23 protein-coding genes are annotated in these 24,723 nt (G+C 63.6%); 19 read left to right on the forward strand and 4 right to left on the reverse strand.

Annotation, left to right across the window (positions count from 1 at the left end; translation table 11 throughout):
* Window positions 1-6: 6 nt before the first annotated feature.
* The 4 genes from araH to NP945_RS14130 are packed head-to-tail and all read left to right on the forward strand — an operon-like array spanning window position 7 to window position 4,392.
* Complete coding sequence (gene araH / locus NP945_RS14115; RefSeq protein WP_256746675.1) at window positions 7-957, forward strand: L-arabinose ABC transporter permease AraH; 951 nt, start codon at window positions 7-9, stop codon at window positions 955-957.
* 15 nt (window positions 958-972) lie between these two features.
* Complete coding sequence (locus NP945_RS14120; RefSeq protein WP_256746676.1) at window positions 973-1,752, forward strand: SDR family oxidoreductase; 780 nt, start codon at window positions 973-975, stop codon at window positions 1,750-1,752.
* Window positions 1,753-1,766: 14 nt separating this feature from the next.
* Complete coding sequence (locus NP945_RS14125) at window positions 1,767-3,479, forward strand: IlvD/Edd family dehydratase (protein ID WP_256746677.1); 1,713 nt, start codon at window positions 1,767-1,769, stop codon at window positions 3,477-3,479.
* Window positions 3,480-3,486: 7 nt separating this feature from the next.
* Window positions 3,487-4,392, forward strand: coding sequence for a dihydrodipicolinate synthase family protein (locus NP945_RS14130; RefSeq protein WP_256746678.1), 906 nt, complete (start codon window positions 3,487-3,489; stop codon window positions 4,390-4,392).
* A 14-nt stretch (window positions 4,393-4,406) separates the two neighbouring features.
* Here the strand turns inward: NP945_RS14130 and NP945_RS14135 are convergent, their stop codons facing one another.
* From NP945_RS14135 to NP945_RS14150, 4 genes are all read right to left on the reverse strand, one after another.
* Window positions 4,407-5,153 (reverse strand): SDR family NAD(P)-dependent oxidoreductase, encoded by a 747-nt coding sequence (locus tag NP945_RS14135; protein WP_256746679.1) that lies wholly within the window; start codon window positions 5,151-5,153, stop codon window positions 4,407-4,409.
* A gap of 68 nt (window positions 5,154-5,221) precedes the next feature.
* Window positions 5,222-6,733, reverse strand: a complete 1,512-nt coding sequence (locus NP945_RS14140) for a UxaA family hydrolase (RefSeq protein WP_256746680.1) — start codon at window positions 6,731-6,733, stop codon at window positions 5,222-5,224.
* 235 nt (window positions 6,734-6,968) lie between these two features.
* Entirely contained in the window at window positions 6,969-7,298 is a 330-nt protein-coding gene (locus NP945_RS14145) for an L-rhamnose mutarotase (RefSeq protein WP_256746681.1), read from the reverse strand.
* A 19-nt stretch (window positions 7,299-7,317) separates the two neighbouring features.
* Window positions 7,318-7,992 carry a GntR family transcriptional regulator gene (locus NP945_RS14150; RefSeq protein ID WP_127322224.1) on the reverse strand — a complete coding sequence of 225 codons (675 nt, stop codon included), beginning with the start codon at window positions 7,990-7,992 and terminating at the stop codon, window positions 7,318-7,320.
* Window positions 7,993-8,331: 339 nt separating this feature from the next.
* On the opposite strand from NP945_RS14150, the gene NP945_RS14155 reads away from it, so the two are divergent.
* The 15 genes from NP945_RS14155 (at window position 8,332) to NP945_RS14225 (ending at window position 24,709) form a co-directional block, all read left to right on the forward strand.
* Window positions 8,332-9,834, forward strand: a complete 1,503-nt coding sequence (locus NP945_RS14155; protein ID WP_256746682.1) for a sugar ABC transporter ATP-binding protein — start codon at window positions 8,332-8,334, stop codon at window positions 9,832-9,834.
* Window positions 9,831-10,829 carry an ABC transporter permease gene (locus tag NP945_RS14160; protein ID WP_245463572.1) on the forward strand — a complete coding sequence of 333 codons (999 nt, stop codon included), beginning with the start codon at window positions 9,831-9,833 and terminating at the stop codon, window positions 10,827-10,829. The genes NP945_RS14155 and NP945_RS14160 overlap by 4 nt, the downstream gene beginning before the upstream one ends.
* Window positions 10,829-11,824 (forward strand): ABC transporter permease, encoded by a 996-nt coding sequence (locus tag NP945_RS14165; protein ID WP_256746683.1) that lies wholly within the window; start codon window positions 10,829-10,831, stop codon window positions 11,822-11,824. The genes NP945_RS14160 and NP945_RS14165 overlap by 1 nt, the downstream gene beginning before the upstream one ends.
* 14 nt (window positions 11,825-11,838) lie before the next feature.
* Complete coding sequence (locus tag NP945_RS14170; protein WP_128302819.1) at window positions 11,839-12,777, forward strand: sugar ABC transporter substrate-binding protein; 939 nt, start codon at window positions 11,839-11,841, stop codon at window positions 12,775-12,777.
* Between the two features lie 239 nt (window positions 12,778-13,016).
* A complete protein-coding gene (gene ssuD, locus NP945_RS14175; RefSeq protein ID WP_256746684.1) occupies window positions 13,017-14,189 on the forward strand; it encodes an FMNH2-dependent alkanesulfonate monooxygenase in 1,173 nt (390 codons plus the stop codon).
* A complete protein-coding gene (locus NP945_RS14180) occupies window positions 14,186-15,646 on the forward strand; it encodes an FAD/NAD(P)-binding protein (RefSeq protein WP_256746685.1) in 1,461 nt (486 codons plus the stop codon). The genes ssuD and NP945_RS14180 overlap by 4 nt, the downstream gene beginning before the upstream one ends.
* Window positions 15,647-15,812: 166 nt before the next feature.
* A complete protein-coding gene (sfnG, locus tag NP945_RS14185) occupies window positions 15,813-16,916 on the forward strand; it encodes a dimethylsulfone monooxygenase SfnG (protein ID WP_127270760.1) in 1,104 nt (367 codons plus the stop codon).
* 112 nt (window positions 16,917-17,028) lie between these two features.
* Window positions 17,029-17,964, forward strand: a complete 936-nt coding sequence (locus tag NP945_RS14190) for an ABC transporter ATP-binding protein (protein WP_127808172.1) — start codon at window positions 17,029-17,031, stop codon at window positions 17,962-17,964.
* Window positions 17,961-18,860: a branched-chain amino acid ABC transporter permease gene (locus NP945_RS14195; protein WP_256746686.1), complete on the forward strand. Its 900-nt coding sequence runs from the start codon at window positions 17,961-17,963 to the stop codon at window positions 18,858-18,860. Before NP945_RS14190 ends, NP945_RS14195 begins: the two co-directional genes overlap by 4 nt.
* A 3-nt stretch (window positions 18,861-18,863) precedes the next feature.
* Window positions 18,864-19,904, forward strand: coding sequence for a branched-chain amino acid ABC transporter permease (locus NP945_RS14200; protein ID WP_256746687.1), 1,041 nt, complete (start codon window positions 18,864-18,866; stop codon window positions 19,902-19,904).
* Window positions 19,905-19,986: 82 nt separating this feature from the next.
* A complete protein-coding gene (locus NP945_RS14205; protein WP_256746688.1) occupies window positions 19,987-21,324 on the forward strand; it encodes an ABC transporter substrate-binding protein in 1,338 nt (445 codons plus the stop codon).
* A gap of 79 nt (window positions 21,325-21,403) precedes the next feature.
* On the forward strand, window positions 21,404-22,210 hold the full coding sequence (locus NP945_RS14210; protein ID WP_128307107.1) for an ABC transporter ATP-binding protein: 807 nt from the start codon (window positions 21,404-21,406) through the stop codon (window positions 22,208-22,210).
* A gap of 24 nt (window positions 22,211-22,234) precedes the next feature.
* Window positions 22,235-23,482 (forward strand): SfnB family sulfur acquisition oxidoreductase, encoded by a 1,248-nt coding sequence (locus NP945_RS14215; RefSeq protein WP_128307108.1) that lies wholly within the window; start codon window positions 22,235-22,237, stop codon window positions 23,480-23,482.
* A gap of 63 nt (window positions 23,483-23,545) precedes the next feature.
* Window positions 23,546-24,106, forward strand: a complete 561-nt coding sequence (gene msuE, locus NP945_RS14220) for an FMN reductase (protein WP_127256266.1) — start codon at window positions 23,546-23,548, stop codon at window positions 24,104-24,106.
* A 117-nt stretch (window positions 24,107-24,223) separates the two neighbouring features.
* Window positions 24,224-24,709 (forward strand): hypothetical protein, encoded by a 486-nt coding sequence (locus NP945_RS14225; protein WP_256746689.1) that lies wholly within the window; start codon window positions 24,224-24,226, stop codon window positions 24,707-24,709.
* The last annotated feature ends 14 nt before the right edge of the window (window positions 24,710-24,723 follow it).

Below are 24,723 nucleotides of genomic sequence, written 5' to 3' on the forward strand. Positions count from 1 at the left end.
TTTGGCATGACCGACCAGTTGAAAAAAATCCTGCTCGGCGAACAGGGGCTCGTCGTCATCTTTGTCGTCGCCTTCGCGTTGGTGTCGGCTCTGGTGCCGAACTTCCTTACGGACCGCAACATGCTCGGCCTGCTGCAGTCGGTGGTCACCGTCGGCATCGTCGCCTGCACCATGATGTTCTGCCTCGCCGCGCGCGACTTCGACTTGTCGGTCGGTTCGATCGTCGCCTTTGCCGGCATGGTCGCTGTGATGGCCTCGAATTACACCGGCTCGATCCTGCTTGGCCTGCTGGCGGCAATCGCCTGCGGCGCTTTCGTCGGCTTCATCAACGGCGTTGTCATCGCCAAATTTCGCATCAACGCGCTGATCACGACGCTGGCCACCATGCAGATCGTGCGCGGCTTTGCGCTGATCGCGTCCGACGGCCGCGCCGTCGGCATCAACAGCCCGGATTTCTATCAGCTGGCGCTCTCGAAACTGCTCAGCATACCGACGCCGGTCTGGGTGCTTGCCATCCTGTTTTGCATCTTCGGCTTCGTCCTCAACCGGACCGTTTTCGGCAAGAACACGCTGGCCATCGGCGGCAATCCGGAGGCCTCGCGGCTTGCCGGCGTCAATGTCGACCGGACGCGCATCTGGATTTTTGCGCTGCAAGGCGTCGTCTGCGGTATCGCCGGCATCCTGCTGGCGTCGCGCATCACCTCGGGCCAGCCCAACGCGGCGGTCGGGCTCGAGCTTTCGGTTATCTCGGCCTGCGTGCTCGGCGGCGTTTCGCTCGCCGGCGGCCGCGCCACCATGTCGGGCGTCATCGTCGGCGTGCTGATCATGGGAATCGCCGAAAACGCCATGAACCTGCTCAACATCCCGGCCTTCTACCAGTACATCGTGCGCGGCGTTATTTTGCTGCTAGCCGTGCTGCTCGACAATCTGCGCTCATCGGCACTGGGTCGGCGATAGGCTGGAGGAACAAAAATGGCTGAGCGCCTTTCCGGCAAACGCATCTTCCTGACGGGTGCAGCGCAAGGCATCGGGCTTGCCATCGCCGAAGCCTGTTTGGCCGAAGGCGCAAAACTATTCCTGGTCGACCGCGATGCCGCACTGCTGGACAAGGCAGTCGCCGGCCTTGCCGCACCGCAAGGCCATGTCGGACATGTTGCGGCCGACATAAGCGACAGCGCCGGGATTGCGGCTGCCGTCAGCCAAGCGGCTGCCGAGATCGGCCCGATCAACGCGCTGATCAACAATGCCGGGGTCAATGTGTTCTCGACGCCGCTCGAGGCGACCGAGGAAGAGTGGAACCGCAACTTCGACGTCAACGTCAAGGGAGCCTGGAACTGCAGCAAGGCGGTGCTGCCGGGCATGATCGCGAGCGGCGGCGGCGCCATCCTCAACATCGCCTCGACGCACAGCTTCACCATCATCCCGCATACCTTCCCCTATCCGGTCGCCAAGCACGCGCTGCTCGGCCTGACCAAATCGCTGGCACTCGAATATGCGGCGCAAGGCGTGCGCGTGAACGCGCTGGCGCCGGGCTATGTCGAGACGCAGAAGGCGATCGATTACTGGAACAGCTTTGCCGACCCGGCCACAGCACGCGCCAACACCATGGCACTGCACCCCGGCGGCCGCATCGCCACGGCGCACGAGATCGCGCTTGCCGCAGTGTTCATGATTTCCGACGAGTGCCCGTTCATGAACGCGGCCACGCTCGTCGTCGACGGTGGACTGAGCCAGCTCCAGCATCCCGCCTGAACGCCGGAAAGACCATGACCAAGAGACGATCGCAGCACTGGTTCGGCGGGCTGGGCAAGGATGCCTTCATTCACCGCAGCTGGATGAAGAACAACGGCCTGCCCGATGATGCCTTCGACGGCCGCCCGGTGATCGGCATCTGCAACACATTCTCCGAATTCACGCCTTGCCACGTGCATTTCCGTGCTCTGATCGAGCACATCAAGGCCGGCGTGCTGGAAGCTGGCGGCCTGCCGCTCGAATTCCCGGTCTTCTCTTGCGGCGAGTCCAATCTGCGGCCGACGGCGATGCTGTTTCGCAACCTCGCCTCGATGGATGTCGAGGAGGCGATCCGCGGCAACCCGATGGACGGCGTCGTGCTGATGGCCGGCTGCGACAAGACCACGCCGTCGCTGGTCATGGGGGCTGCCTCCTGCGACCTGCCGTCGATCGTCATCTCCGGCGGACCGATGCTCAATGGCCGGTTCCAGGGCCGCGAGATCGGCTCCGGCACCGATGTGTGGAAGTTTTCGGAAGACGTTCGCGCCGGCGTGATGAGCGAGCAGGATTTCGCCAATGCCGAGAGCGCCATGTCGCGCTCACCCGGTCACTGCATGACCATGGGCACGGCCTCGACCATGGCCTCGATGGTCGAGGCGCTCGGCCTGGCGCTGCCGGGCAACGCCGCCTATCCGGCAGTCGATGCACGCCGCAGCCGCATCGCCCGCATGACCGGACGGCGCATCGTCGAGATGGTCAATGAGGATCTGCGCCTGTCGGCTATCCTCACCAGACAAGCCTTCGCCAACGCGATCCGCATCAATGGCGCGATCGGCGGCTCGACCAATGCGGTCGTGCATCTGCTGGCAATCGCCGGCCGCGTCGGCACCGAGCTGACGCTGGACGATTGGGACAGATATGGCCGCGATGTGCCGACCATCCTCGACCTGATGCCGTCCGGCCGTTTCCTGATGGAGGATTTCTGCTACGCCGGTGGCATTCCGGCCGTCATGAAGGAGATGGCCGATCTGCTTGATCTCGACGCGCTGACCGTCACCGGCAAGAGCGTGTGCGAGAACATCACTGACGCCCAAAACTACAATCCGGAGGTGATCCGCCCGCGCGACAAGGCGCTGACATCGCACGGCGGCATCGCGGTGCTGCGCGGCAATCTGGCGCCCGACGGCGCCATTATCAAGCCGTCCGCCGCCTCGCCAGCGCTGATGAAGCATCGCGGCCGCGCCGTCGTCTTCGAGGACATCGACGACTACAAGGCGCGCGTCGACGATCCCTTGCTGGACATCGACGATGCGTCGATCATGGTGCTGAAGAATTGCGGGCCGAAAGGCTATCCTGGCATGGCCGAAGTCGGCAACATGGCGCTGCCTCGGAAGCTGCTGAAGCAAGGCGTCCGCGATATGATCCGCATCTCCGACGCCCGCATGTCCGGTACCGCCTTCGGCACTGTCGTTCTGCATGCCGCACCCGAAGCCGCTATCGGCGGCCCGCTGGCGCTGGTCAGGAGCGGCGACTTCATCGAGCTCGATGTCGAAGCGAGGAAGCTGCATCTCGACGTGTCGGAACAGGAGTTGGCGCGGCGTCGTGAATCCTGGCTACCGCCCGTCCCGGCGATGCGCGGCGGCTATCAAGGCCTCTACGTCGACCATGTCCTGCAGGCGGATCGTGGCGCCGACCTCGACTTTCTCGTCGGAAGCCGTGGCCATGCCATTCCACGCGAAAGCCATTGAGGTACGCGTGACAAAATTCAAACCAGATGATTTCCACGGTATTCACGCCATTCTCTACGCGCTCTTTGACGTGAACGAACAGCTGGACCGCGCGGCGATGCGTCGGCAGGTCGAGATCTGCCTCGCGACCGGCGTGCACGGCATGGCGGCGCTCGGCCTGGCAACGGAAGTCGCCAAGCTGACCGAGGCCGAGCGTCGGACGATCATGGACTGGACGGCGGAAGACACCGCAGGAAAAGTGCCGCTCGCCTTCACCATCTTCGGTTCTTCTGTGGCTGAGCAGGTGGCGCAGGTTCGCCATGCCGAAAGCGTCGGAGCGGATTGGGTGATCCTGCAGCCGCCGCCAGCCGGATCCTATGGTGCGCCGGAATATATCAAGTTCTTCGGCCGCGTCGCCGAGGCGACCGACCTGCCGGTGGCGATCCAGAACGCGCCGGCCTTTTTCGGGCGCGGCCTGTCATCGGACGAAATCCGCGAACTCGTCACGCTGCATCCCAACATAAGGCTGATCAAGGGCGAAGGTCCGGTCACCGACATCGCCGGGCTGATCGAGCGCACCGAAGGCCGGATACCGGTTTTCAACGGACGCGGCGGCCTGGAACTGATCGACAATTTCCGCATCGGTTGCCGCGGCATGATCCTGGCGCCGGATTGCGCCGACTATGCCGTGCGCGCCTATCATGCGTTCCGCGCCGGAGACGAAGTCACGGCCGAGGCTGAATATGCAAGAATATTGCCGGCTGCCGTCTTCGTCATGCAAGGCATCGAGAGCCTGGTCTGTTACGGCAAGCGGCTGTTCGGCGCCCGCGCCGGCATCCCGGTACATGACCGGGCTCCGGCGATGCGGCCAGGCGAGCCTGGCCTCGCAATGGTGGAGCGCTTTGCGATTGGTCTGGGTCGGTTGCCTGGCTGAACGGCAACTGCCTTTCAGTAGGTCGTCCGTCCACCCGACAGGTCGAACGTGGAGGCGGTTGTAAAGCTGTTCTCCTTGGAGACGAGCCAGGCGACCATCGCCGCGGCTTCGTCAACCTCCAGCAGGCGGCCGCGCGGAATGCGCGAGCGCATATATTCGATGTGCTCCGGCGTCAGTTGTTCGAGGATGCGCGTCTGTGCCGTGGCCGGCGAGATGCAGTTCACGGCGATGTCGTACTGCGCCAGTTCCTTGCCGAGCGACTTGGTCAAGCCGATGACCGCCGCCTTCGAGGCTGAATAGGCGGAGGCGTTGGGGTTGCCTTCCTTGCCGGCCACCGAAGCGATGTTGACGATCCGTCCGTAATTGCGCTCCTTCATTCCGGGAGCCACGGCGCGATTGACGTAGAACGTACCGTTTACGTTGACGTCGATGACCTTCTTCCACGTCTCGATGTCGTAGACGTCGAGCGGGGCGGCCGGGCCGGCAATTCCGGCGGAATTGACCAGAATGGAAATCTTGCCGGCCAACTCTTCGGTCCTGGCGCGCGCCGCGTCCACCGACGCCCAATCGGCGACGTCCACGGTCTCCGTCGTGGCGGCGTTGCCGAGTTCCTTCTTGGCGGTTTCGAGGCGGGCCTCATCGAGATCCCACAAGGTTACCGTCGCGCCGGAGGCGACGAAACGTCTGGCCATCGCAAAGCCGAGGCCCTGGGCGCCGCCGGTGACCACAGCGTGCTGGCCGTCAAGATCGATCCTGTTCATGTCGAGCGGTTCTTTCCGTTTGAGCTACTTCCGGGATAAAGGCCGGCCTGTGCAGGCGGGCGATATCGCTACATGGTTGCGCCAAGGCTCCATGGCACGAACTCGTTGTCGCCATAGCCGAGCGCTTCCGACCTGGTGCGCCCGCCGGATGCGACGCGCAGGATCTCGGCGAAGATTTCCCGGCCCTTCTCGGCCAGCGAGACGCCGTCCAGTACATCCCCGCAATTGATGTCCATGTCCTCGCGCATCTGCTCGAAGATAAAGGTGTTGGAGGCAAGCTTGATCGAGGGCGTCGGCTTGCAGCCGAAGGCCGAACCGCGGCCGGTGGTGAAGCACAATATGTTGGCGCCGCCGGCGACCTGCCCGGTGGCCGAGACCGGATCGTAGCCAGGCGTATCCATGAAGACGAGGCCGCGCTCGTTGATCGGCTCGGCATATTCCAGCACTGCGCGCAGATTGGTGGTGCCGCCCTTGGCGGAGGCGCCGAGCGATTTCTCCAGGATGGTCGTCAGCCCACCCAGCTTGTTGCCGGGCGAAGGGTTGTTGTTCATCTCCATGTCGTGCCTGGCGGTATAATCCTCCCACCAGCGGATGCGCTCGATCAGCTTTTCACCCACCGCGCGGCTCTCGGCGCGCAAGGCGAGAAGATGTTCGGCGCCATAGATTTCGGGCGTCTCCGAGAGCACGGCCGTGCCGCCTTGCCCGACAAGCAGGTCCACCGCAGCACCCAGTGCCGGATTGGCGCTGATGCCGGAGTAGCCGTCCGATCCGCCGCATTGCAGTGCTAGCACCAGTTCGGAGGCTGGTTGCGGCGTCCTTTCGGCGGCGTTCACCGTAGGCAGCATGTCGACGATCGCCTTGACGCCGGCCTCGACTGTCTTTCGCGTGCCGCCGGTTTCCTGGATCGTCATCGTGCGGAAAATCGTGCTCTCCTCGATGTTGTACGACTGCATCCAGCGCGGAATCTGGAACGCTTCGCAGCCGAGCCCGACCATCAGCACGCCGCCGACATTGGGGTTCGTGGCAAAGCCCCATTGCGTGCGCTTCAGCAGGTCGTAAGCGGGACCCTTGGTGTCGATGCCGCAGCCGGTGCCGTGGACGAGGGCGATGATGCCGTCGACATTGGGATAGTCGCGCAGGATGCCGGACCGATTGACCTCGTCGGTGATGAACCGGGCGACGCTGGCAGAGCAGTTCACCGACGTCAGCACGGCAATGAAGTTGCGCGTGCCCACCTTGCCGCTCGGCCGGCGGTAACCCATGAAAGTAGCGCGCTCGGCCTCGGCAACGATCTCGGTTTGCCTGGTATTGGTGCCGAAGACGTAGTCGCGTTCGAAATTGCGCAGATACACATTGTGCTCGTGAACCCAGTCGCCGGCGACAATGGGTTCCCGCGCAAAACCAATGGTCTGGCCGTATTTCACGATAGGCTCGTCCGAGCCGATGTCGCGCAGCGCCATCTTATGCCCGCGCGGTATGCGCGCCTTCGCTGCCACGTCCCCGGCTTTGTCGCCGATCTTCAACGGATCGACCGCCAGAAGAATGTTGTCGGTATCCGACAGCTTGATGAACCGTGCCATGACCTAAACTCTGAAAAAGCTCTCCCCGACAAGGAGCGTCGAGAGGCAAAAGTGATTTGGAATACTAATATAATAGAATGTCAGTGGTCAAGGTGCGGTTGCGAAAGGCCTGGACTGCAGGGCGTTGCGGCGGATCGGTCAGGTGAGTGGCGTGCGATGAGTGCGCCTTGCGGCGCAGTTTGAGGGCGGCAAACGGCTGGATGAAACAACGGATCGCCGCCCGGCCGGGACACGGTCAGTCGAGATGGAAGACCTCTTCCATCGCCGCCCACCATTCGCCGTCGGCGCGCGTCGGCAGTGGCGTCTGCATGGGGTCGCACAGCTCCCACCATTTGCGCATCGCCGGCGACTCGCCCATTCGCGCCGCATCCTTGACGAAGTCGCTGCCGTGATACTCCCAGCAGGCGAACAGAAGGTTCTCCGGTTCGCGCAGGAAGATCGAATAGTTGCGGATGTTGGCGCCGCTGATGACCTCGAGGACGTCGGGCCAGACAGCGGCGTGGACGCGCCTGTAGTCCGCGATCGCCTCTGCTTTCACGCCGATACAAAGTCCCATTCTTTGCATGCCGGTGGCTCGCAGGGCTTCAGCCGAGAAGGTCGGCGGCGACTTCGAGCGTGTTGCGGAACGACGTCTCGAGATGGTGTTCCATCGCTTGCGCCGCACCCTCGGCGTCGTGGCGCTTGAGCGCGTCGAAAATGGCCTCGTGCTGCTCGATCGTCTGTTCTCCATAGCCCGGTCTGGGGATGGCGAGATAGCGGCCGCGATCCATCTGTGCCTTTGAGATGTCGACGGCTCTCCAGATCATCGGCAGGCCGCAGATCTCGGCGATGGTGCGGTGAAAGACATCGTCGAGCTGTATCGCGGTGGCATATCTGCCTCGCGATATGGCGAGCCGGTGCGCCGCCATGTTGTCTTCCAGCAACTCGCTGGCCGCCGCTGTGAACTTGGCGGCCGCGCGTCGGGCGCTCTCCATCTCCAGTGCCCGCCGAATGACATAGGCTTCTTCCAGGTCGGCCCGGCTGATCGGAGCGACATAGGTGCCGGTCTGTGCCAAGATCTTGACCAGGCCCTCGTCGCTGATGCGCTTGACCGCTTCGCGCACCGGGGTGCGCGACACCCCCAGGGCCTCCGCGATGGCGACTTCGTTGATGACCTCTCCCGGCTTCAGCTGCCCGACGACGATCAGGTTGCGGATCTTGTGGTAGATCTGATCGCGGAGCGGAAGAGCCCGATTGAGCGTCGAAGGATCCAGGTCCATTGCAAATCCGTGTCTTCGTTCACCAGAAATGGCCAGATAATACTAGAATGTCAATCGGAACGCATCCAATGGAAGCGGTCGGGTGTCGGTGGACACGATGTTCATAACGACCGCCGGAAATCCACCTTGCCAGAACTATTATATTAGTGCAATAGTCATCATCCGCGGTGAGAAATTCAACCGCAACCGAGAGCCTGGACTGAGTCGCGTGTTCAAAAGCCCGGACGTTCAAGCCAGTTCGAAGAGGGGTCGAGCTGTGTTGAAGCGACTATTATACTAACATATCGATGGCCGATACCGAGGACGATCGGCCGGCCGCCAGGAGGAACCTAGCCAGATATGACTGTCGCCGCCGATTGCGCCTTGGACATGCGAGGCATCAGCAAGACGTTCCCGGGCGTGAAGGCTCTGTCCAACGTCAATTTCGCCGTGAAATTCGGCACCGTTCATGCGGTCGTGGGTGAGAACGGCGCCGGCAAATCGACGCTCATGAAAGTGCTCAACGGGTCCTACGCACCCACCAGCGGCGCAATCAGGGTCGGCGGCGCCGAAGTGCGCATGCGCCGGCCCGCCGATGCCCAGGCGCTGGGCATCCGCATGGTGCATCAGGAAATCAATCTGGTCCCCGACCTGAGCGTCGCCGAAAACGTCTATCTCGGCCGCATGCCGGGCAAGTGGACCTTTCTGCGCAAGGGCGAGATGATCCGGGCTGCAGCCGCCGTCCTCGATGAGCTCGGAGCGGCCATCAACCCGCGTGAACGGCTCGGCAACCTGTCGATCAGCCAGCAGCAGCTCGTCGAGATCGCCAAGGCCTACGCGGCGCAGCCCAGGATCATCGTCCTGGACGAACCGACATCCAGCCTCAGCGAGCATGAGACGGCGGCGTTGTTCCGGATCTTGCGCAAGATGCGCGATGACGGAATCGCCATCATCTATATCAGCCACCGACTGAAGGAGGTGCTCGAAATTGCCGACGAGGTGACTGTGCTGCGCGACGGATCAATGATCGAGACGCGGCCGATCGAAGGCATAAATGCCGCTCACATGATCAGGCTGATGGTCGGTCGCGAAGTCAGCAATGTCTTCCCGAAAAGCCCGGCCGAGATCGGCAAGTCGGTGCTGCGCGTCGAACGCATCAGCGACGGCGCGCGCATCCGCGATGTCAGCTTCGATGTACGCGCCGGCGAGATACTGGGCTTGACCGGGCTGGTGGGCGCTGGCCGCACCGAGGTCGCCCGCGCGATCTTCGGCCTGTCGCGGCTTGTCGAAGGCACAGTCAGCGTCAACGGACGCGAGGTCTCGATCAACTCGCCATCCCAGGCGGTCAGGGCAGGCATTGCCTATGTTCCGGAAGATCGCAAGGGCGACGGCGTCGTGCCTGGAATGTCGATCCGGGAAAACATCAGCCTGCCCATACTGCGCCGCCTGAGCCGTTTCGGGCGCATCAGCCGCAGCGCCGATCACGCGCTTGCCGCGGACTCGGTCAAGCAGTTTTCGATTTCACCGCCCGACGGCGAACGGCGCATCAGCCTTCTGTCGGGCGGTAACCAGCAGAAGGCGGTCATCGCCAAATGGCTTGCCGCCAAGCCCCTGGTCTTGATCCTCGACGAGCCGACGCGGGGCGTCGACGTCGGCGCCAAGGCCGAGATCCACCACATCATCGGCCGACTCGTCGCAGGCGGCATGGCGGTGGTGATGATCTCCTCGGAACTGCCCGAAATCCTCGGCGTCTGCGACCGCGTGGTGGTGATGCGCGATGGACACGCCTCCGAGCCTCTCCTGCGCAGCGAATTGAGCGAGGAACGCATCATGGCGCTGGCCACCGGGGAGGAGATGGCGTGACCGAAGCTGCCATGGAGATCGGCGGTGTGAACCGCAACGACCGCTTTACGCGCGGCAGCAGGCTTGTCGGTGTCCTGTCGAAGGCGGGGCTGGCCTTCGCCATCCTCGCCGTGATGCTCTACGGCTCCTTCGTCAGCCCCGCCTTCTTCACATCAGGCAATTTGCTCAACGTCCTGACCTCGATGTCCATCGTCGGCATCGTCGTCGTCGGCATGACCTTCGTGCTCGTGGTCGGCGGCCTGGCCGACCTCTCGGTGCCGGCCACCATCGCCTGCGGCGCCATCCTGTCGCTCGGGCTGCAGCCAGTGATCGGGCCGCTGCCGGCCTTCGTCCTGGCCGTCGGCCTTGCCGGCCTCATAGGCCTGCTCAACGGCGTCTTGGTCGGCTATGTCGGCATCAACCCCATCATCGCCACGCTCGGCATCGGCACGATCGGACTGGGCATCGTCCAGGCGGCTGTCGGCGGGGTCATTGTCTATGGCAGCAATCCCGCCTCCGCCGAATTCGCCAAGGGCCGGCTGTTCGGCATTCCGGTCGTGGTGCTGATCTTCCTGGTCATTGCTCTTGTCGGCCATTTCGTCCTGTCCCGCTCCTTCTGGGGCAGATGGACGCTTGCCACCGGCGGCAATTACAGCGCCGCCGAGGCAAGTGCGGTTCCGGTGCAGGCCGTGAAGGCTGGCGCCTTCGTGATCACAGCACTGGCTTCCGGCATCAGCGGCGGCCTGCTCGGGCTGACGCTGCAGAGCGCGCGGCCGCTCATCGGCGGCGGCTACGAATTCAGTGCCATCACGGCGGTGGTGGTCGGCGGCGTGTCGATCGTCGGCGGCTTCGGATCGGTGCCACGGGCCATCGCCGGCCTCATCTTCGTGCAACTGTTGACCAACGTCATGGTGCTCGACGGTGTGCGCACGCCGATCCAGGGTTTCGTGCTCGGCATCCTGATCGTCGGCGCCGTTGGCATGGATGCGGCGCTGCGCAAGCGGGGCGTGTCGTGATGCGTTTTCTTTCGCTTGTCTCGCAGTATCGCGTCATCGTCATTCTCGGTCTGACGCTCGTCATTTCCGCGCTGGTGGTCCCCGGCTACCTCTCGGCATCGACCCTCGGCCTCGGCCTCGACCGGGCGGCGACGATCGGCCTGATCGCCATCGGCCTGACGGTGCTTTTGATATCGGGCCAGATCGACCTCTCCGGTGGCGCGGTGTTTGCCCTGGCCGGCATCGTGTCGGTCATCCTGCAGCGAGAGATCGGCATCCTGCCTGCGGCGATCGTCGGCATCCTGGTCGGTACCCTGGCAGGCGCCGTCAACGGCATGCTGGTCGTCGGCCTGAAGGTGAATTCGCTCGTGCTGACGCTCGCGACGATGCTCATCTTCCGCTCGCTCGCGCACTGGATCACCAACAGCCAGCCGGTGACCGGGGCCGATATCATGCTCTCCCTGGCGCTGGCCAAGATCTATCTCGATGTCTTCACCCTCCGCAGCGCGCTGTTCATCGCCCTGATCGTGCTGCTGCATTTCTGGCTGACGCGCACCATACCGGGCCGCAACGTCTTTGCGGTGGGGTCCAACCCGGCGGCTGCCAAGGAAAGCGGTATCGCCTCGGACCGTATCGTCTTTCTCGGCTTTGTCTTTGCCGGCACGCTTGCCGGCCTGGCGGGGGTTCTCCAGAGCCTCGTCACCAACACCGGCTCGCCTGTCTTCGGCTCGGAGCTGACGATCGCCGTCATTGCCGCGGTCGTTGTCGGCGGAACTCGTCTCGAAGGCGGCAGGGGATCCGCGCTCGGCACGCTCGGCGGCGTGCTGACGATCGGCTCGCTGACCATCGCGATGGAGTTCCAGTCCGTTCCCGCATACGTCCAGCAGGTCGTGTCCGGGCTTATCCTGATCCTGCTCGTCGTGCTCGATCGGGCCGTTACCACCAAGGGGAGGGCTCCGGGCACGCGCCCGGCGCTCGTTCGCGACAATCCAATCACTCAAGGAGGAACCACATGATTGGGAGGAAACACATGATTGGCAAGAAAAGCATGCTTCACGTCGCCGCCATGGCGGCTGTGCTGGCATCGACGGGCTGGGCCAGCGCCAAGACGGTCTGCTACGTGACGGCAGCGGATTCGCATGCCTACGCGACGCCGGCCAACAAGGCGCTTCAGGCGCGTGCCGCGGAACTCGGCATCGAGATCCTGAGCCTCAGCCAGGATTTTGATGTCCAGAAAGGCACCGAGCAGCTCAACACCTGCGTTGCGCGCAAGGTCGACGGCATCATCCTGTGGCCGCTCGACCCGCAGGCATACATACCGGGGCTGGCGCGCGCGCAGCAGGCGAACATTCCGGCGATCCTCATCAATTCGCCGATGAGCGACGATGCCAAGCCGTTCATCAAGTCGTTCACCGGGCCTGATGTCTACGAGGAAGGCAAGCTGGCGGCGGACTCGCTGAGCAAGGCGCTCGGCGGCAAGGGCTCCGTCGTCATCATCGCCGGCCAGGCCGGCAACGGCACCACGATCGGACGCGTCAGCGGCTTCACCGACCGTCTCAAGGAAACCAATGCCGACATCAAGGTGCTCGACACGGTCAACGCCGACTTCGACCAGCAAAAGGCGCTGGTGGTCAGCCGCGATCTGATCACACGCTTCGGCGACCAGATCAGCGGCGTCTACGCCAATGACGACACGATGGCCCGCGGCTTCATCGACGCATGGAAGGAGGCCAACCCCTCCAAGGCCGCACCGCCGATCGTCGGCATCAATGGCCAGAAGGATGCGTTCGAATCGATCCGCACCAATGAAATGTACTCGACCATCGTCCAGTCGCCCGTCGAGGACGGCCGCCTGGCAATCAACACGATGGCCGAGATCATCGACGGCAAGCAGGTCAAGGACCGGCTGCCCATCCCGCTGACCGTCGTCACCAAGGACAACGTCAACGCGGTCGAACCAGCGTTCTGATACGAAGGGGGCCGGCCCGGTGTATTCGGGCCGGCCCCCTTTCCTTGCCAGAGAGAGAAATTCTAATAGCGGCGGCAGAATTGGAATAAACTAACTCTACAGAGTTTGTGGAATAAGCAATCTGCACTGGCGATCTGGTTTCCACCCGGACAGGACCACGCCATGCCTACTCCTTTGCATCAGCCACTCACCAAAGCAGGCATATCCGGCCGCCTTCGGCAGGCAGCGGGAGAAAGGCCATGAGCCGGGTCGTGCCAGACCGCATCAAGGTGCTCTGGTTTCTGCCGACGCATGGCGACAGCCGTTATCTCGGCACGGCCGAGGGCGGCAGATCGGTCGATCTGCCGTATCTGACGCAAGTGGCGAAGGCGGCCGACACGCTCGGCTACTATGGCGTGCTGTTGCCGACCGGCCGCTCGTGCGAGGATTCCTGGGTGATCGCATCGGCCCTCGTGCCGATGACCGAACGCTTGCGTTTCCTTGTCGCCGTGCGGCCCGGTTTGCAGTCGCCGACGCTGGCCGCGCGCATGACTGCGACGCTGGATCGCATCTCCAATGGCCGCCTGCTGATCAACGTCGTCACCGGCGGAGATCCGCTGGAGAACAAGGGCGACGGCATTTTCCTGTCGCATGCCGAGCGCTACGAGGTGACGCAGGAATTTCTTCGCATCTACAAGCGGGTGCTGAGCGGCGAGACGGTCGAGCATCAGGGCAAGCATTTCCGCATCGAGGATGGAAGGCTGCTGTTTCCGCCGGTGCAGACGCCCTATCCGCCGCTCTATTTCGGCGGGTCGTCCGACGCTGGGTCCGTGGTGGCGGCGCAGGAGATCGACAAATACCTGACCTGGGGAGAGCCGCCAGCCGATGTCGAGCGCAAGCTGGACGGCATGCGTGAACTGGCGCAGAAGGCCGGCCGCAATCTCTCCTTCGGCATTAGGCTGCATGTCATCGCGCGCGAAACCACCGAGGAGGCTTGGGCCGCGGCCGACAGGCTGATCAGCCGGCTCGACGATGCGACGATCGCCTCGGCGCAGAAGGTCTTTGCCCGCATGGATTCGGTCGGCCAGGCGCGGATGAGCGCACTGCATGGCGGCAATCGCGCTAAGCTCGAGATCGCGCCCAATCTGTGGGCCGGCGTCGGCCTGGTGCGCGGCGGCGCAGGGACCGCACTTGTCGGCGATCCCGACACGATCGCCGAGCGCATCGACGAGTACCGGCGCCTCGGCATCGATACCTTTATCCTTTCCGGCTATCCGCATCTCGAAGAAGCCTATCGCTTTGGTGAGCTGGTGCTGCCGAAACTGCCGACCGACCATCTGGTCAAGGCAGCCGGCTCGTCCGTCAACACCGGTCCGTTCGGCGAAACCATCGCCGGCGACCACCGGCCGAAGTCGCTCGCCAGCGCCTCGTGAACTTGCTTCCTGCGTCCTCGCGGTTGCGCGTCGCCATTATTGGCGGCGGCTTTTCCGGCGCGGCGGTGGCGTGGCACCTGGCGCGAGCACCTCAATCGGAGCGCCTGTCGATTTCCGTCATCGAGCCGCGACCAGCGCTCGGCGGCGGCCTTGCCTATTCCAGCGAGGAACCGTCGCACCGGGTCAATGTCCCCGCAGTCAGGATGAGCATGGCTCCCGACGACCCGCAGCATTTTGCACGCTGGTTGACTGGCAGCGGAGAACTCGAACACGACCCGGATGCCATCTGGAAGAACGGCGACGCTTTTCCGCGCCGGCGCGTGTTCGGCCGCTATGTCGCCGAGCATCTGGCGCCGTATCTCGGTTCCGGCCTTGTCCGTCATGTCGAAGGTCTCGCCATACGCGTGACGCGCGATGCCAGTGGCGCGGGCTGGACCGTGCATACGTCCAGTGGGTTGGTCGCTGCCGATATCGTCGTCCTGGCAGCGACGCACCCACAGCCCGCGATTCCAGCCGCGCTGATCCATCTGACGGAAGCACCGGGTTTCATCGCCGACCCGTACGCACCAGCGGCGCTTGCCGGGATTGGTCCGGAGGCGTCGGTGCTGATCGTCGGCTCCGGGCTGACCTCTGCCGACATGGTCGCCGAACTCGACCGTCGTGGCCATCGCGGCCGCATCCTCGCGCTGTCGCGCCGCGGCTTACGCTCGCGCGGACCCCCCGATGTCAGGGGCGAGCCTTTTGGCGATTTTGCATCCGCGCCGGCCACGACGGCGCTCGGCCTGCTCAGGGCCATTCGCGCGACGCTGACAGCTGCGAGAGCGGCCAATGTCAACTGGCAGTCGGTCTTCGACCAACTGCGCCTGCAGGGGCCGGTGCTGTGGGCCGCACTTGCCCCGCCGGAGCGGGCAAGGCTGGTCCGCCGGCTGCGCGTGTTCTGGGACGTGCATCGCTTCAGGATCGCTCCGCAGGTGGCGGCGGTGCTCGACCGGCGTCATGCGGCCGGAACATTCGACACCATTGCCGCCAGGCTTGTCGCGTCGAACGATGAGGACGGCAGCCTGGCTGTCAGCTTTCAACGACGCGGGCAGACACGGATCGAGACGACGCGCTTCGATGCCGTCATCAACACTACGGGTCCGGCTCATGGGCAGGCATTACAGCTGAACCCGGCGCTGAGCTCGCTGGCGGAAGCCGGCTTGATCAGGACGGACCAATATGGACTTGGCATCGAGACAAGTCTCGACAGCCGCGCAATCGGCTCGGACGGTGAGGCGGTTGCGACACTCCTGGTCGCCGGCCCGCTGGCAAGAGGCACTTTCGGCGAGCTCATGGGTCTGCCGGAAGTCGCCCGCCATGCCCAGGCGGTCGCGGGGGAAATTGCCAAGCTGCTGGTTACGCTGCCGTCAGCGCAGGCGATCGGCGCCCATGCCGCGCATGGACCTCTTGCGGGCTGACATCTGCAGGCCGGGTTCGGCAGCGAAAATTGGTATTTCCGCCCCAAGAGTGCCCCAAAAACGGAAAATCCTTCTTTGTATATATATTCTATAAACATAATAAATATCGGCGAAGTCCGGCTGCGGCCGGATCGATCAATGACACGGCCTGAATGGGAGACATTTCATGGCACACGCAGAGACCGACGCGATCAAGTTTGCCTACTGGGTGCCGAATGTTTCGGGCGGCCTGGTGATCTCCAACATCGAGCAGCGCACCAACCATTCGGCCGAGTATAACCGCAAGCTGGCGCAGATCGCCGAGAGGTCCGGCTTCGACTACGCGCTCAGCCAGATCCGTTTCACCGCTGGCTACGGCGCCGACGAACAGCATGAATCGGTGGCGTTCAGCCATGATCTGCTGGCGGCGACCACCACGCTCAAGGTCATCGCCGCGATCCTGCCCGGGCCATGGAACCCGGCGCTGGCGGCCAAGCAGATCGCCACCATCAGCTACCTGACCAACGGCCGCGTCGCGATCAATCTTGTCTCCGGCTGGTTCCGCGGCGAGTTCCACGCCATTGGCGAGCATTGGCTCGACCATGACGAGCGCTACCGCCGCTCGGAAGAATTCATTCGTGCGCTGCGCGGAATATGGACTGAAGACAGCTTCACCTTCCGTGGTGATTTCTACCGCTTCAACGAATATTCGCTGAAGCCGAAGCCGCCGCAGCCGCTGCCCGAAATCTTCCAGGGTGGCTCGTCGCGCGCCGCACGCGACATGGCATCACGGGTTTCGGACTGGTACTTCACCAACGGCAACACGCCGGCTGAAATCGCCAAGCAGGTCGACGACCTCAGGGCCAAGGCGAAGGCCAACAACCATTCCGTCAAGGTCGGCGTCAACGCTTTCGCTGTCGTTCGCGAGACCGAGGAGGAGGCCAAGACGGTGCTCGCCGAAATCATCGCCAAGGCCAATCCCGAAGCGGTCAATGCTTTCGGCCATGAGGTCAAGAACGCCGGTAAGGCCTCGCCGGAAGGTGAGGGCAATTGGGCGAAATCGTCCTTCGACGACCTGGTCCAGTACAATGACGGCTTCCGCTCCAACCTGATCGGCACCCCCAGGCAGGTCGCTCAACGCGTCGTCGACCTGAAGCGCGCGGGTGCGGATCTCATCCTGCTCGGTTTCCTGCACTTCCAGGAAGAGGTCGAGTATTTCGGCAAGCATGTCATCCCACTCGTTCGCGAACTGGAAGATGCCGAGGCGGCGGCGTCGCTGGCGGCGGAGTAGTCACCCCATAGGCACGCCGGGCAGGCGCCGGCCTGCACACATGAAGCTTGCCCGGCGCGCTGATCCGTCGGGCGGCAATAGGATTTTGCGCGCCTAATCGAGGACGATTGGAATGCCGTTGCCCAGTTATACGCTCGGAGTGATGGACGCTTCGGTCTATGCGCCGGAAGTCTTTGCACGCGGCTTGCCGTCAGGCCTGCGGTCGGAGCAGTCGTTCGAAGATGCCGCCAGGCCGGCAGGGTCCGTTGCCGACGCCGCCTCTCCCTTGCTCGCGCTTCAGGGCATAAGCCTGTCGTTTGGCGGCGTCGTCGCACTTGCCGATATCGACCTGTCGGTTCTACCAGGCGAGATCCGTGCCATCATCGGCCCTAACGGGGCCGGCAAGAGCTCGCTGATCAACGTCATCAGCGGCGTCTACAGGCCGGATCGTGGCCATGTCCAGCTCGACGGTACCTTCTATGCCCAGGTCCCGACGCAGCGGCTGGCCCATCTCGGCGTCGCCAGAACCTTCCAGAACCTTGCACTGTTCAAGGGCCTCAGCGTCCTCGACAATGTCGCCTCTGGCCTTGCCTACAAGGTCCGCTCCAACTTTGCCGGCCAGGTGCTCGGCATCGGCCGCTCGCGTGGCGAGCAGCGCGATTCACGCAGCCGTGCCGAACAGGTCCTCGAATTCCTCCATCTCACCGCCATTCGCGACCGTCTTGTCGGCACCTTGCCTTATGGGCTGCAGAAGCGTGTCGAATTGGCCCGCGCTCTGGTGGCCGAGCCGCGCCTGCTTTTGCTCGACGAGCCGATGGCCGGCATGACAGCGAGCGAAAAGAGCGAGATGGCGGCTTTCGTCCGTGCCGCGCGCGATCGTTTCGCCACCACCGTGGTGTTGATCGAGCACGATGTCGGTGTTGTCATGGGTCTGTCCGATCGCATCGCCGTTCTCGACTACGGCCGCAAGATCGCCGACGCCACGCCCGATGAGGTCAGGAACGACCAGCGCGTCATCGATGCCTATCTCGGCGTCGCCTCGGACAATGAAGACGGGGCAGGCATATGATCGCCGGTTTCGACTGCCAGTTCTTCATCGAAGTGCTCGTCGGAGGCCTGCTCTCAGGCGTCATGTATTCGCTTGTCGCGATCGGCTTCGTGCTCATCTACAAGACCTCGGGCGTGCTCAATTTCGCGCAAGGCGCGATGCTGCTGTTCGCCGCACTCACCTTCGTCAGCCTTGTCGAGCGCGGCGTTCCCTTCGCGCTGGCGCTGGTGATCACCTTCGCCATCATGGTGGCGATGGGTGTCGCCATCGAGCGTACGGTGCTGCGGCCGCTGACCAACAAGCCGCCGATCACGCTGTTCATGGCAACGCTTGGCCTGTCCTACATCATCGAGGGCGCCGCCCAGCTGATCTGGGGCACGCAGGTCCATGGCCTCGATCTCGGCATCGAGGACGTGCCGCTGGAAATCGGCGGCGTGCTGATCAGCCAGTTCGACATCTTCGCGGCCGTGGTCGCTGCCGGCATGGTCCTGCTGCTGTCGCTGTTCTTCCGCTACACCCGCATCGGCCTCTCGTTCCGCGCGGTCGCGGATGACCAGTTCGCCGCTCTCGCGGTCGGCCTCAGGCTGCCCTTGATCTGGGCCACCGTCTGGGCTGCTGCCGGCCTCGTCGCGCTGGTGGCGGGACTGCTGTGGGGCGCACGCCTGGGCGTGCAGTTCTCGCTGTCGCTGGTGGTGCTCAAGGCGCTGCCGGTGCTGGTGCTCGGCGGTTTCGATTCCATCCTCGGCGCCATCGTCGGCGGCCTCTTGATCGGCGCCAGCGAGAAGCTCGCCGAAGTCTATATCGGCGACTATTTCGGCGGCGGCATAGAGAGCTGGTTTGCCTATGTCGTCGCGCTCGTCTTCCTGCTGATCCGCCCTTCCGGCCTGTTCGGTCAGAAGCTCGTCGAGAGGATCTGAACGATGACCGCGATAACAAGCGATTTCGCCGCCGCGCCGGCGCTGCCGAAATGGGTCGTGCCCGTGCTTTTGCTCGCTTTCGCTTACGGCGTCGTGCCGCTGATCGGCTCAAGCTATCTGTTCGAGGCCATCCTGCTGCCTTTCCTGGCGCTCAGCCTCGCCGGCGTGGGCTTGAACATCCTGACCGGCTATGCCGGCCAGGTGTCGCTTGGCAGTGCTGCTTTCATGGCGGCCGGCGCCTTTGCTGCCTATAATTTCAACCTGCGTGTCGAAGGCCTGCCGCTGGTCGGCAGCATCTTCCTGGCCGGCATAGTGGCGGCCGCGATAGGCGTCGTTTTCGGCCTGCCGAGCCTGCGCCTGAAGGGTTTTTATCTCGCGGTTTCGACCCTTGCCGCGCAGTTCTTCGTGCAATGGGCGCTGACCAAGTTCAGCTGGTTCTCCAACAACTCGGCGTCAGGCGTCATCGACGCGCCGAGACTGTCGATTTCAGGTTTCGCGCTCGACGGCGCCATCGGCCGCTATCTGTTCGCGCTGACCATCGTCACCGTCCTGACCTTCCTCGCCCATCGGCTGGTCTCGTCGCAGACCGGGCGCAACTTCATCGCCATCCGCGACAATGAAACCGCCGCCCGCATCATCGGCATCCCGGTCCTGAAGACCAAGCTGCTGGCCTTCGCCATCTCGTCCTTTATCATCGGCGTTGCCGGCGTCATCTGGGCCTTCGCGTACCTGAGGACCGTCGAGCCGGATGGCTTCGATCTCGACCGGTCGTTCCAGATCCTGTTCATCATCATCATCGGTGGTCTGGCTTCGATCCGCGGCGCGTTTTTCGGCGCCGCCCTCATCGTGGTCTTTCCACTCGCTCTGTCGCGCCTCGGCGGCTTTCTGCTTGGCGATCTCTTCGACTCGGGCGTGCTCGACATGAGCCAGCGCATCGTGCTGGGCGCGCTCATCATCCTGTTTCTGATCCTTGAACCTGACGGGCTGGTGGCGCTGTGGGACAGGGTCCGAAGACGGCTCCTGTTCGCCTGGCAGCCGACTTGAGCTGATGCATTGAAAATGAATCCAATCCGAAAATGAACAAGGGGCCGAACCCAAGACGGCCCATACCGGGAGTATCTCGACCATGACTTTCCTCAGCACAATCAAGGCGGCGGCTTTGTCCGCGGCGATGATCGTGTCGGTGGCCTTGCCCGCCGCGCACGCCGACGAACAATATTTCCCGCTGCAGAGCTATCGCGTCGGGCCTTATGCGGCCGGCGGCACCGGCTTCTTCGGCGGTTTCATCGACTATCTCAACCTCATCAACATCCGTGACGGCGGCGTCAACGGCGTCAAACTGACCTGGGACGAATGCGAGACCCAGTATGAGGTCGAGCGTGGTGTCGAATGCTATGAGCGGCAGAAGAGCCATGCCGGTGCCGCCGCCTGGAACCCGCTCTCGGTCGGCATCGCCTATGCCATGATCGATCGCATCACCGCCGACAAGGTGCCGCTGATCACCGTCAACCACGGCCGCACCGACTCCACCGACGGGCGTGTCTTCCCTTACGTGTTCCCGCTGCTGCTCAATCCCTACAGCGAAACCTCGGGCATCGTGAACTACATCGCCTCCAAGGAAGGCGGCATCGACAGACTGAAGGGCAAGAAGATCGTCGTGCTCTATCATGGGTCGCCCTACGGCAAGGAAACCATCCCGATCTATGAACTGCTGGCGCAGAAATACGGCTTCACCGTGCAGCAGATCGAGGTGCCGCATCCCGGCAACGAACAGCAGTCGCAGTGGCTGACCATCCGCCGCGCCAAGCCGGACTTCGTCGTCCTGCGCGGCTGGGGCGTGATGAACCCGGTGGCGCTGAAGACGGCGGTCAAGGTCGGCTTCCCCGTCGACCATATCGTCGGCAATGTCTGGTCGAATTCCGAAGAGGACGTGATCCCCGCCGGCGACGCCGCCAAGGGCTACACCGCCATCACCACGCAGGCTTCCGGCAACTCCTACCCGGTGGTGCAGGAGATCGTGAAGACGGTCTACGGCGCCTCCAAGGGCAACCTTGAAGACAAGGCGCGCATCGGCTCGGTCTACCACAATCTCGGCATTGTCAACGGCATCCTCAATGTCGAGGCGATCCGGGTCGCGCAGGAGAAGTTCGGCCACCGCACGCTGACCGGCGACGAGGTCCGCTGGGGCTTCGAGCATCTCAAGCTTGATCCCGCCAAGGTCGAGGCGCTCGGCGCCAAGGACCTGTTCCATTCGATCAATGTCAGCTGGGACAATCACGAAGGCGAAGGCTACGTGACCTTCCAGCAGTGGGACGGCAAGAAGTGGAACGTCGTCTCCGACTGGATCGCGCCGGACTGGGCGTTGCTGCGGCCGATCATCGAGAAGTCCGCCGAGGCCTACGCTGCCGAGAAGGGCATCAAGCTGCGCACTGCCGACGATGCCAATGCTGTGACCACCAACTGATCAGTCAGTGCCGGGCGTCGCGGACCAAGTTCCGTGGCGCCCGGCCTCTTTCGGTTTCCGAACCGTGAAAGAACAGCCTATGCCGAACGATGACGTCATTCTTGCCATGGACGCGGTCCATGCCACCTACAACCACGCCATCACGGCGCTGCATGGCGTCAGTTTTGAGCTCAGGCGCGGCGAAATACTGGCGCTGCTCGGTGCCAATGGCGCCGGCAAGACCACGACGCTGAAGGCCGTCTCCAACCTGCTGCCGGCGGAACGTGGCCAGGTCAATGCCGGCACCATCCGCTATGAAGGGTCCGATGTCTCGCGCCGCAAACCGGGTGATCTGGTGCGCGCCGGGCTGGTCCAGGTGCTGGAAGGCCGCCACTGCTTCAAAAGCCTCACCGTCGAGGAGAATCTGATCGCCGGCGGAATCGGCCGCAGCGGGAGCCGCGCCGAGATCAACGGGGATCTCGAACGGATCTACGGCTATTTCCCGAGGCTTCGGGAAAAGCGCCGGACATTGTCCGGCCTGACCTCCGGCGGTGAACAGCAGATGACCGCCATCGGCCGGGCGCTGATGTCGCGACCGCGTTTGCTGGTTCTCGACGAACCGTCGATGGGACTCGCGCCGCTCATCGTCCAGGACATCTTCCAGAGCTTGAAAAAACTCAACCGCGAGACCGGCCTGTCGATCCTGGTTGCCGAGCAGAACTCGGCGGTCGCGCTCAGATACGCCGACCACGCCACCGTGCTCGAAAACGGCGTTTCCGTTCTCGCCGGCGCTGCCGTCGAACTTCGCCAGCGCGAGGACATCAGGGCCTTCTATCTCGGTCAATCAACCCCCGGGCAACAGGTGTCACCCGCCACCAGGCCCGCCCATCTCCACGCCGTTGCCTGAGCCAAAATCCCAAGGAGCAGTGAAATGACCGTTTCGACCGTCAAAACCGACAAGGCTTCCGCCGCCGTGCCGCCAGTCGCAAGGCCGACCGCCCCAGCGCACATCATCAAGGATGATGCCGAGGCGATTGCGATTGCCCACGCACTCGCCGCCGAATTCGTCAAGGACTCCTCCCAGCGCGACCGCGAGCGGATCTGGCCGGTCGCCGAACTCGATGCCTTTTCGCAAAGCGGCCTGTGGTCGATCAATGTACCCAAGGCATTCGGTGGGCCGGAGGTGTCCTATGCGACGTTGGCGAAGGTAATCGAGATCATCTCGGCGGCGGATTCCTCGATCGGCCAGGTTGCCCAGAACCATCTCGGTGTTGTCGCCGCCATTCGCACCGTGTCCGACGCGGACCAGCAGAAGCTGCTGTTTGCCGAAGCGTTGAAAGGCACGCGGTTCGGCAACGCCTTTTCCGAGTTCGGCTCCAAGCGCGCCGCCGATTTTGAGACCCGCTTCACCGATGCCGGCGATCATGTGGTTGTCAACGGCCGCAAATTCTATTCGTCCGGCGCGCTGCTTGCCCATCTCGTGCCGATCGTGGCGCTCGATGACGAGGGCCGCGCCTGGTATGCGATCGCCGACCGTGCCGCACCCGGGCTGACGGTCATCGACGACTGGTCGAGCTTCGGCCAGCGCACGACGCTGTCCGGCACCGTTATCATCGACAACGTCAAGGTGCCGAAGACCCATCTGGTACCCGGCTACAAGGGCTACGACAGGCCGACCGCCGACGGCGCCATCTTCCAGATCATCCAGGTGGCGGTCGACACCGGCATCGCCCAGGCGGCGATCGACGAGACCGTCAATTTCGTCAGGACCAAAAGCCGCGCCTGGATCGACAGCGGCGTCGACAACGCCTGGGACGATCCTTACACCATTCAGGCCATTGGCGACCTGACGCTGCGCCTGCACGCGGCGCAGGCGCTGCTCGAAAAGGCCGGTCATGCGATCGACCGGGCAGTGATCGATCCGACCGCCGACACGGTGGCGCACGCCCAGATCGTCACCGCCGAGGCAAAAATCCTGTCGACCGAGATCGCCATAGCCGCGACCAACAGGCTGTTCGAACTTGCGGGAACCCGCTCGACGCTGGCCGAACACAATCTCGACCGGCATTGGCGCAATGCGCGCACGCACACGCTGCACGATCCGGTGCGCTGGAAATATTCGATCCTCGGCAAATATTTCCTCAACGGCGAAAATCCGCCGCTGCACGCCTGGAGCTGATTCCCACCGGCGGGCGGGCGGCCTGCCACGTCAAACCTTCGACCATCCAAGAGGCCCACTGCCATGTCAAATCCAACAGTCGTCGGCTTTTCCGGCAACATCACCAGGCCGTCAAAGACGCGCGCCTTCGTCGACCTGGTCACCAGGGACATCGCCGCCAGCCACGGCCTGTCGGCGAGCACCTATGATATCGAGGACCTCGGTCCGTCGCTGGGAACGGCGAAATGGGCCCGCGATCTCGACGGCCAGGCGCGCGCGATCCTGGAACAAATCCTCGCCGCCGACGTGCTCGTCGTCGGCTCGCCGACCTACAAGGGCAGCTATACCGGCCTGTTCAAGCATTTCTTCGATCTGATCGATCCGGCAGCGCTGCGGGGGAAGCCCATCGTGTTGACGGCGACCGGCGGTGGCGAGCGCCATGCCTTGATCGTCGAGCATCAGCTGCGGCCGCTGTTCGGCTTCTTCGAGGCCTTTGCCCTGCCGACCGCCGTCTACGCCACCGACAAGGATTTCACCGACGGTGTGCTGCGCTCCGAGGCGATCCTGAAGCGTGCGGCGCAGGCGGTCGACGAGGTCGGCTTCGTGCTGGCCAACCGCTCGGCCGGCAGGATCGCCGCTGAATAGCTTGCCGTCGGCGGATTCCGCCGCAATCGAAATTGGCGTGGTGATTGATCTCGCTTACGCAATTTACGGCTGCCCGCTAAAAACGTTCCTGTCTGATTCGTCTGGGACAGGAACGTCATGAGCAAAGCCCTCACATCCTTCGCACTGGTCGCCGTGCTGACCGCCTTGCTCATGGCGTTGAGCCTGGCTGTGGCCAGGCACGGCTATCCCTATGGCGCGATCGGCGTCAGGCGCCTTGACGGCATTGCCGACGCCGGCGTGTTCATCCCGATTGCCGCTGTCTATTTCTTCAGCGCGATGCTGATGATGATCCTGCCGATCAGGGCGGCCGGCATCGTCCTGACCCATGCCGCCGACGCCCTTTTCTGGACCGTGATCGCGCTGTTTGCGACCATCGTCGGCTGTCTGGTCGCCAGATGGGCGTTCGGGCAGGGCAGCGCCGTGTGGGCGCTGCTGAACTGGCGGTTCCTGTTTGCCGCGGCGGTCGTCGGTTGTCACTTCGTCATGAACGAGCTGCGCCGCAACGTTCTGCTGCGCAGCCTGTTCTTCGTGGTCTTTGCCGCCGCAACGCTGGCCTGCCTGTTCTGGTCGTTTACGCTCTGACCGGATCGCACTGC

Source organism: Mesorhizobium sp. LMG17149 (assembly GCF_024518695.1).
Classification (GTDB): Bacteria; Pseudomonadota; Alphaproteobacteria; order Rhizobiales; family Rhizobiaceae; genus Mesorhizobium.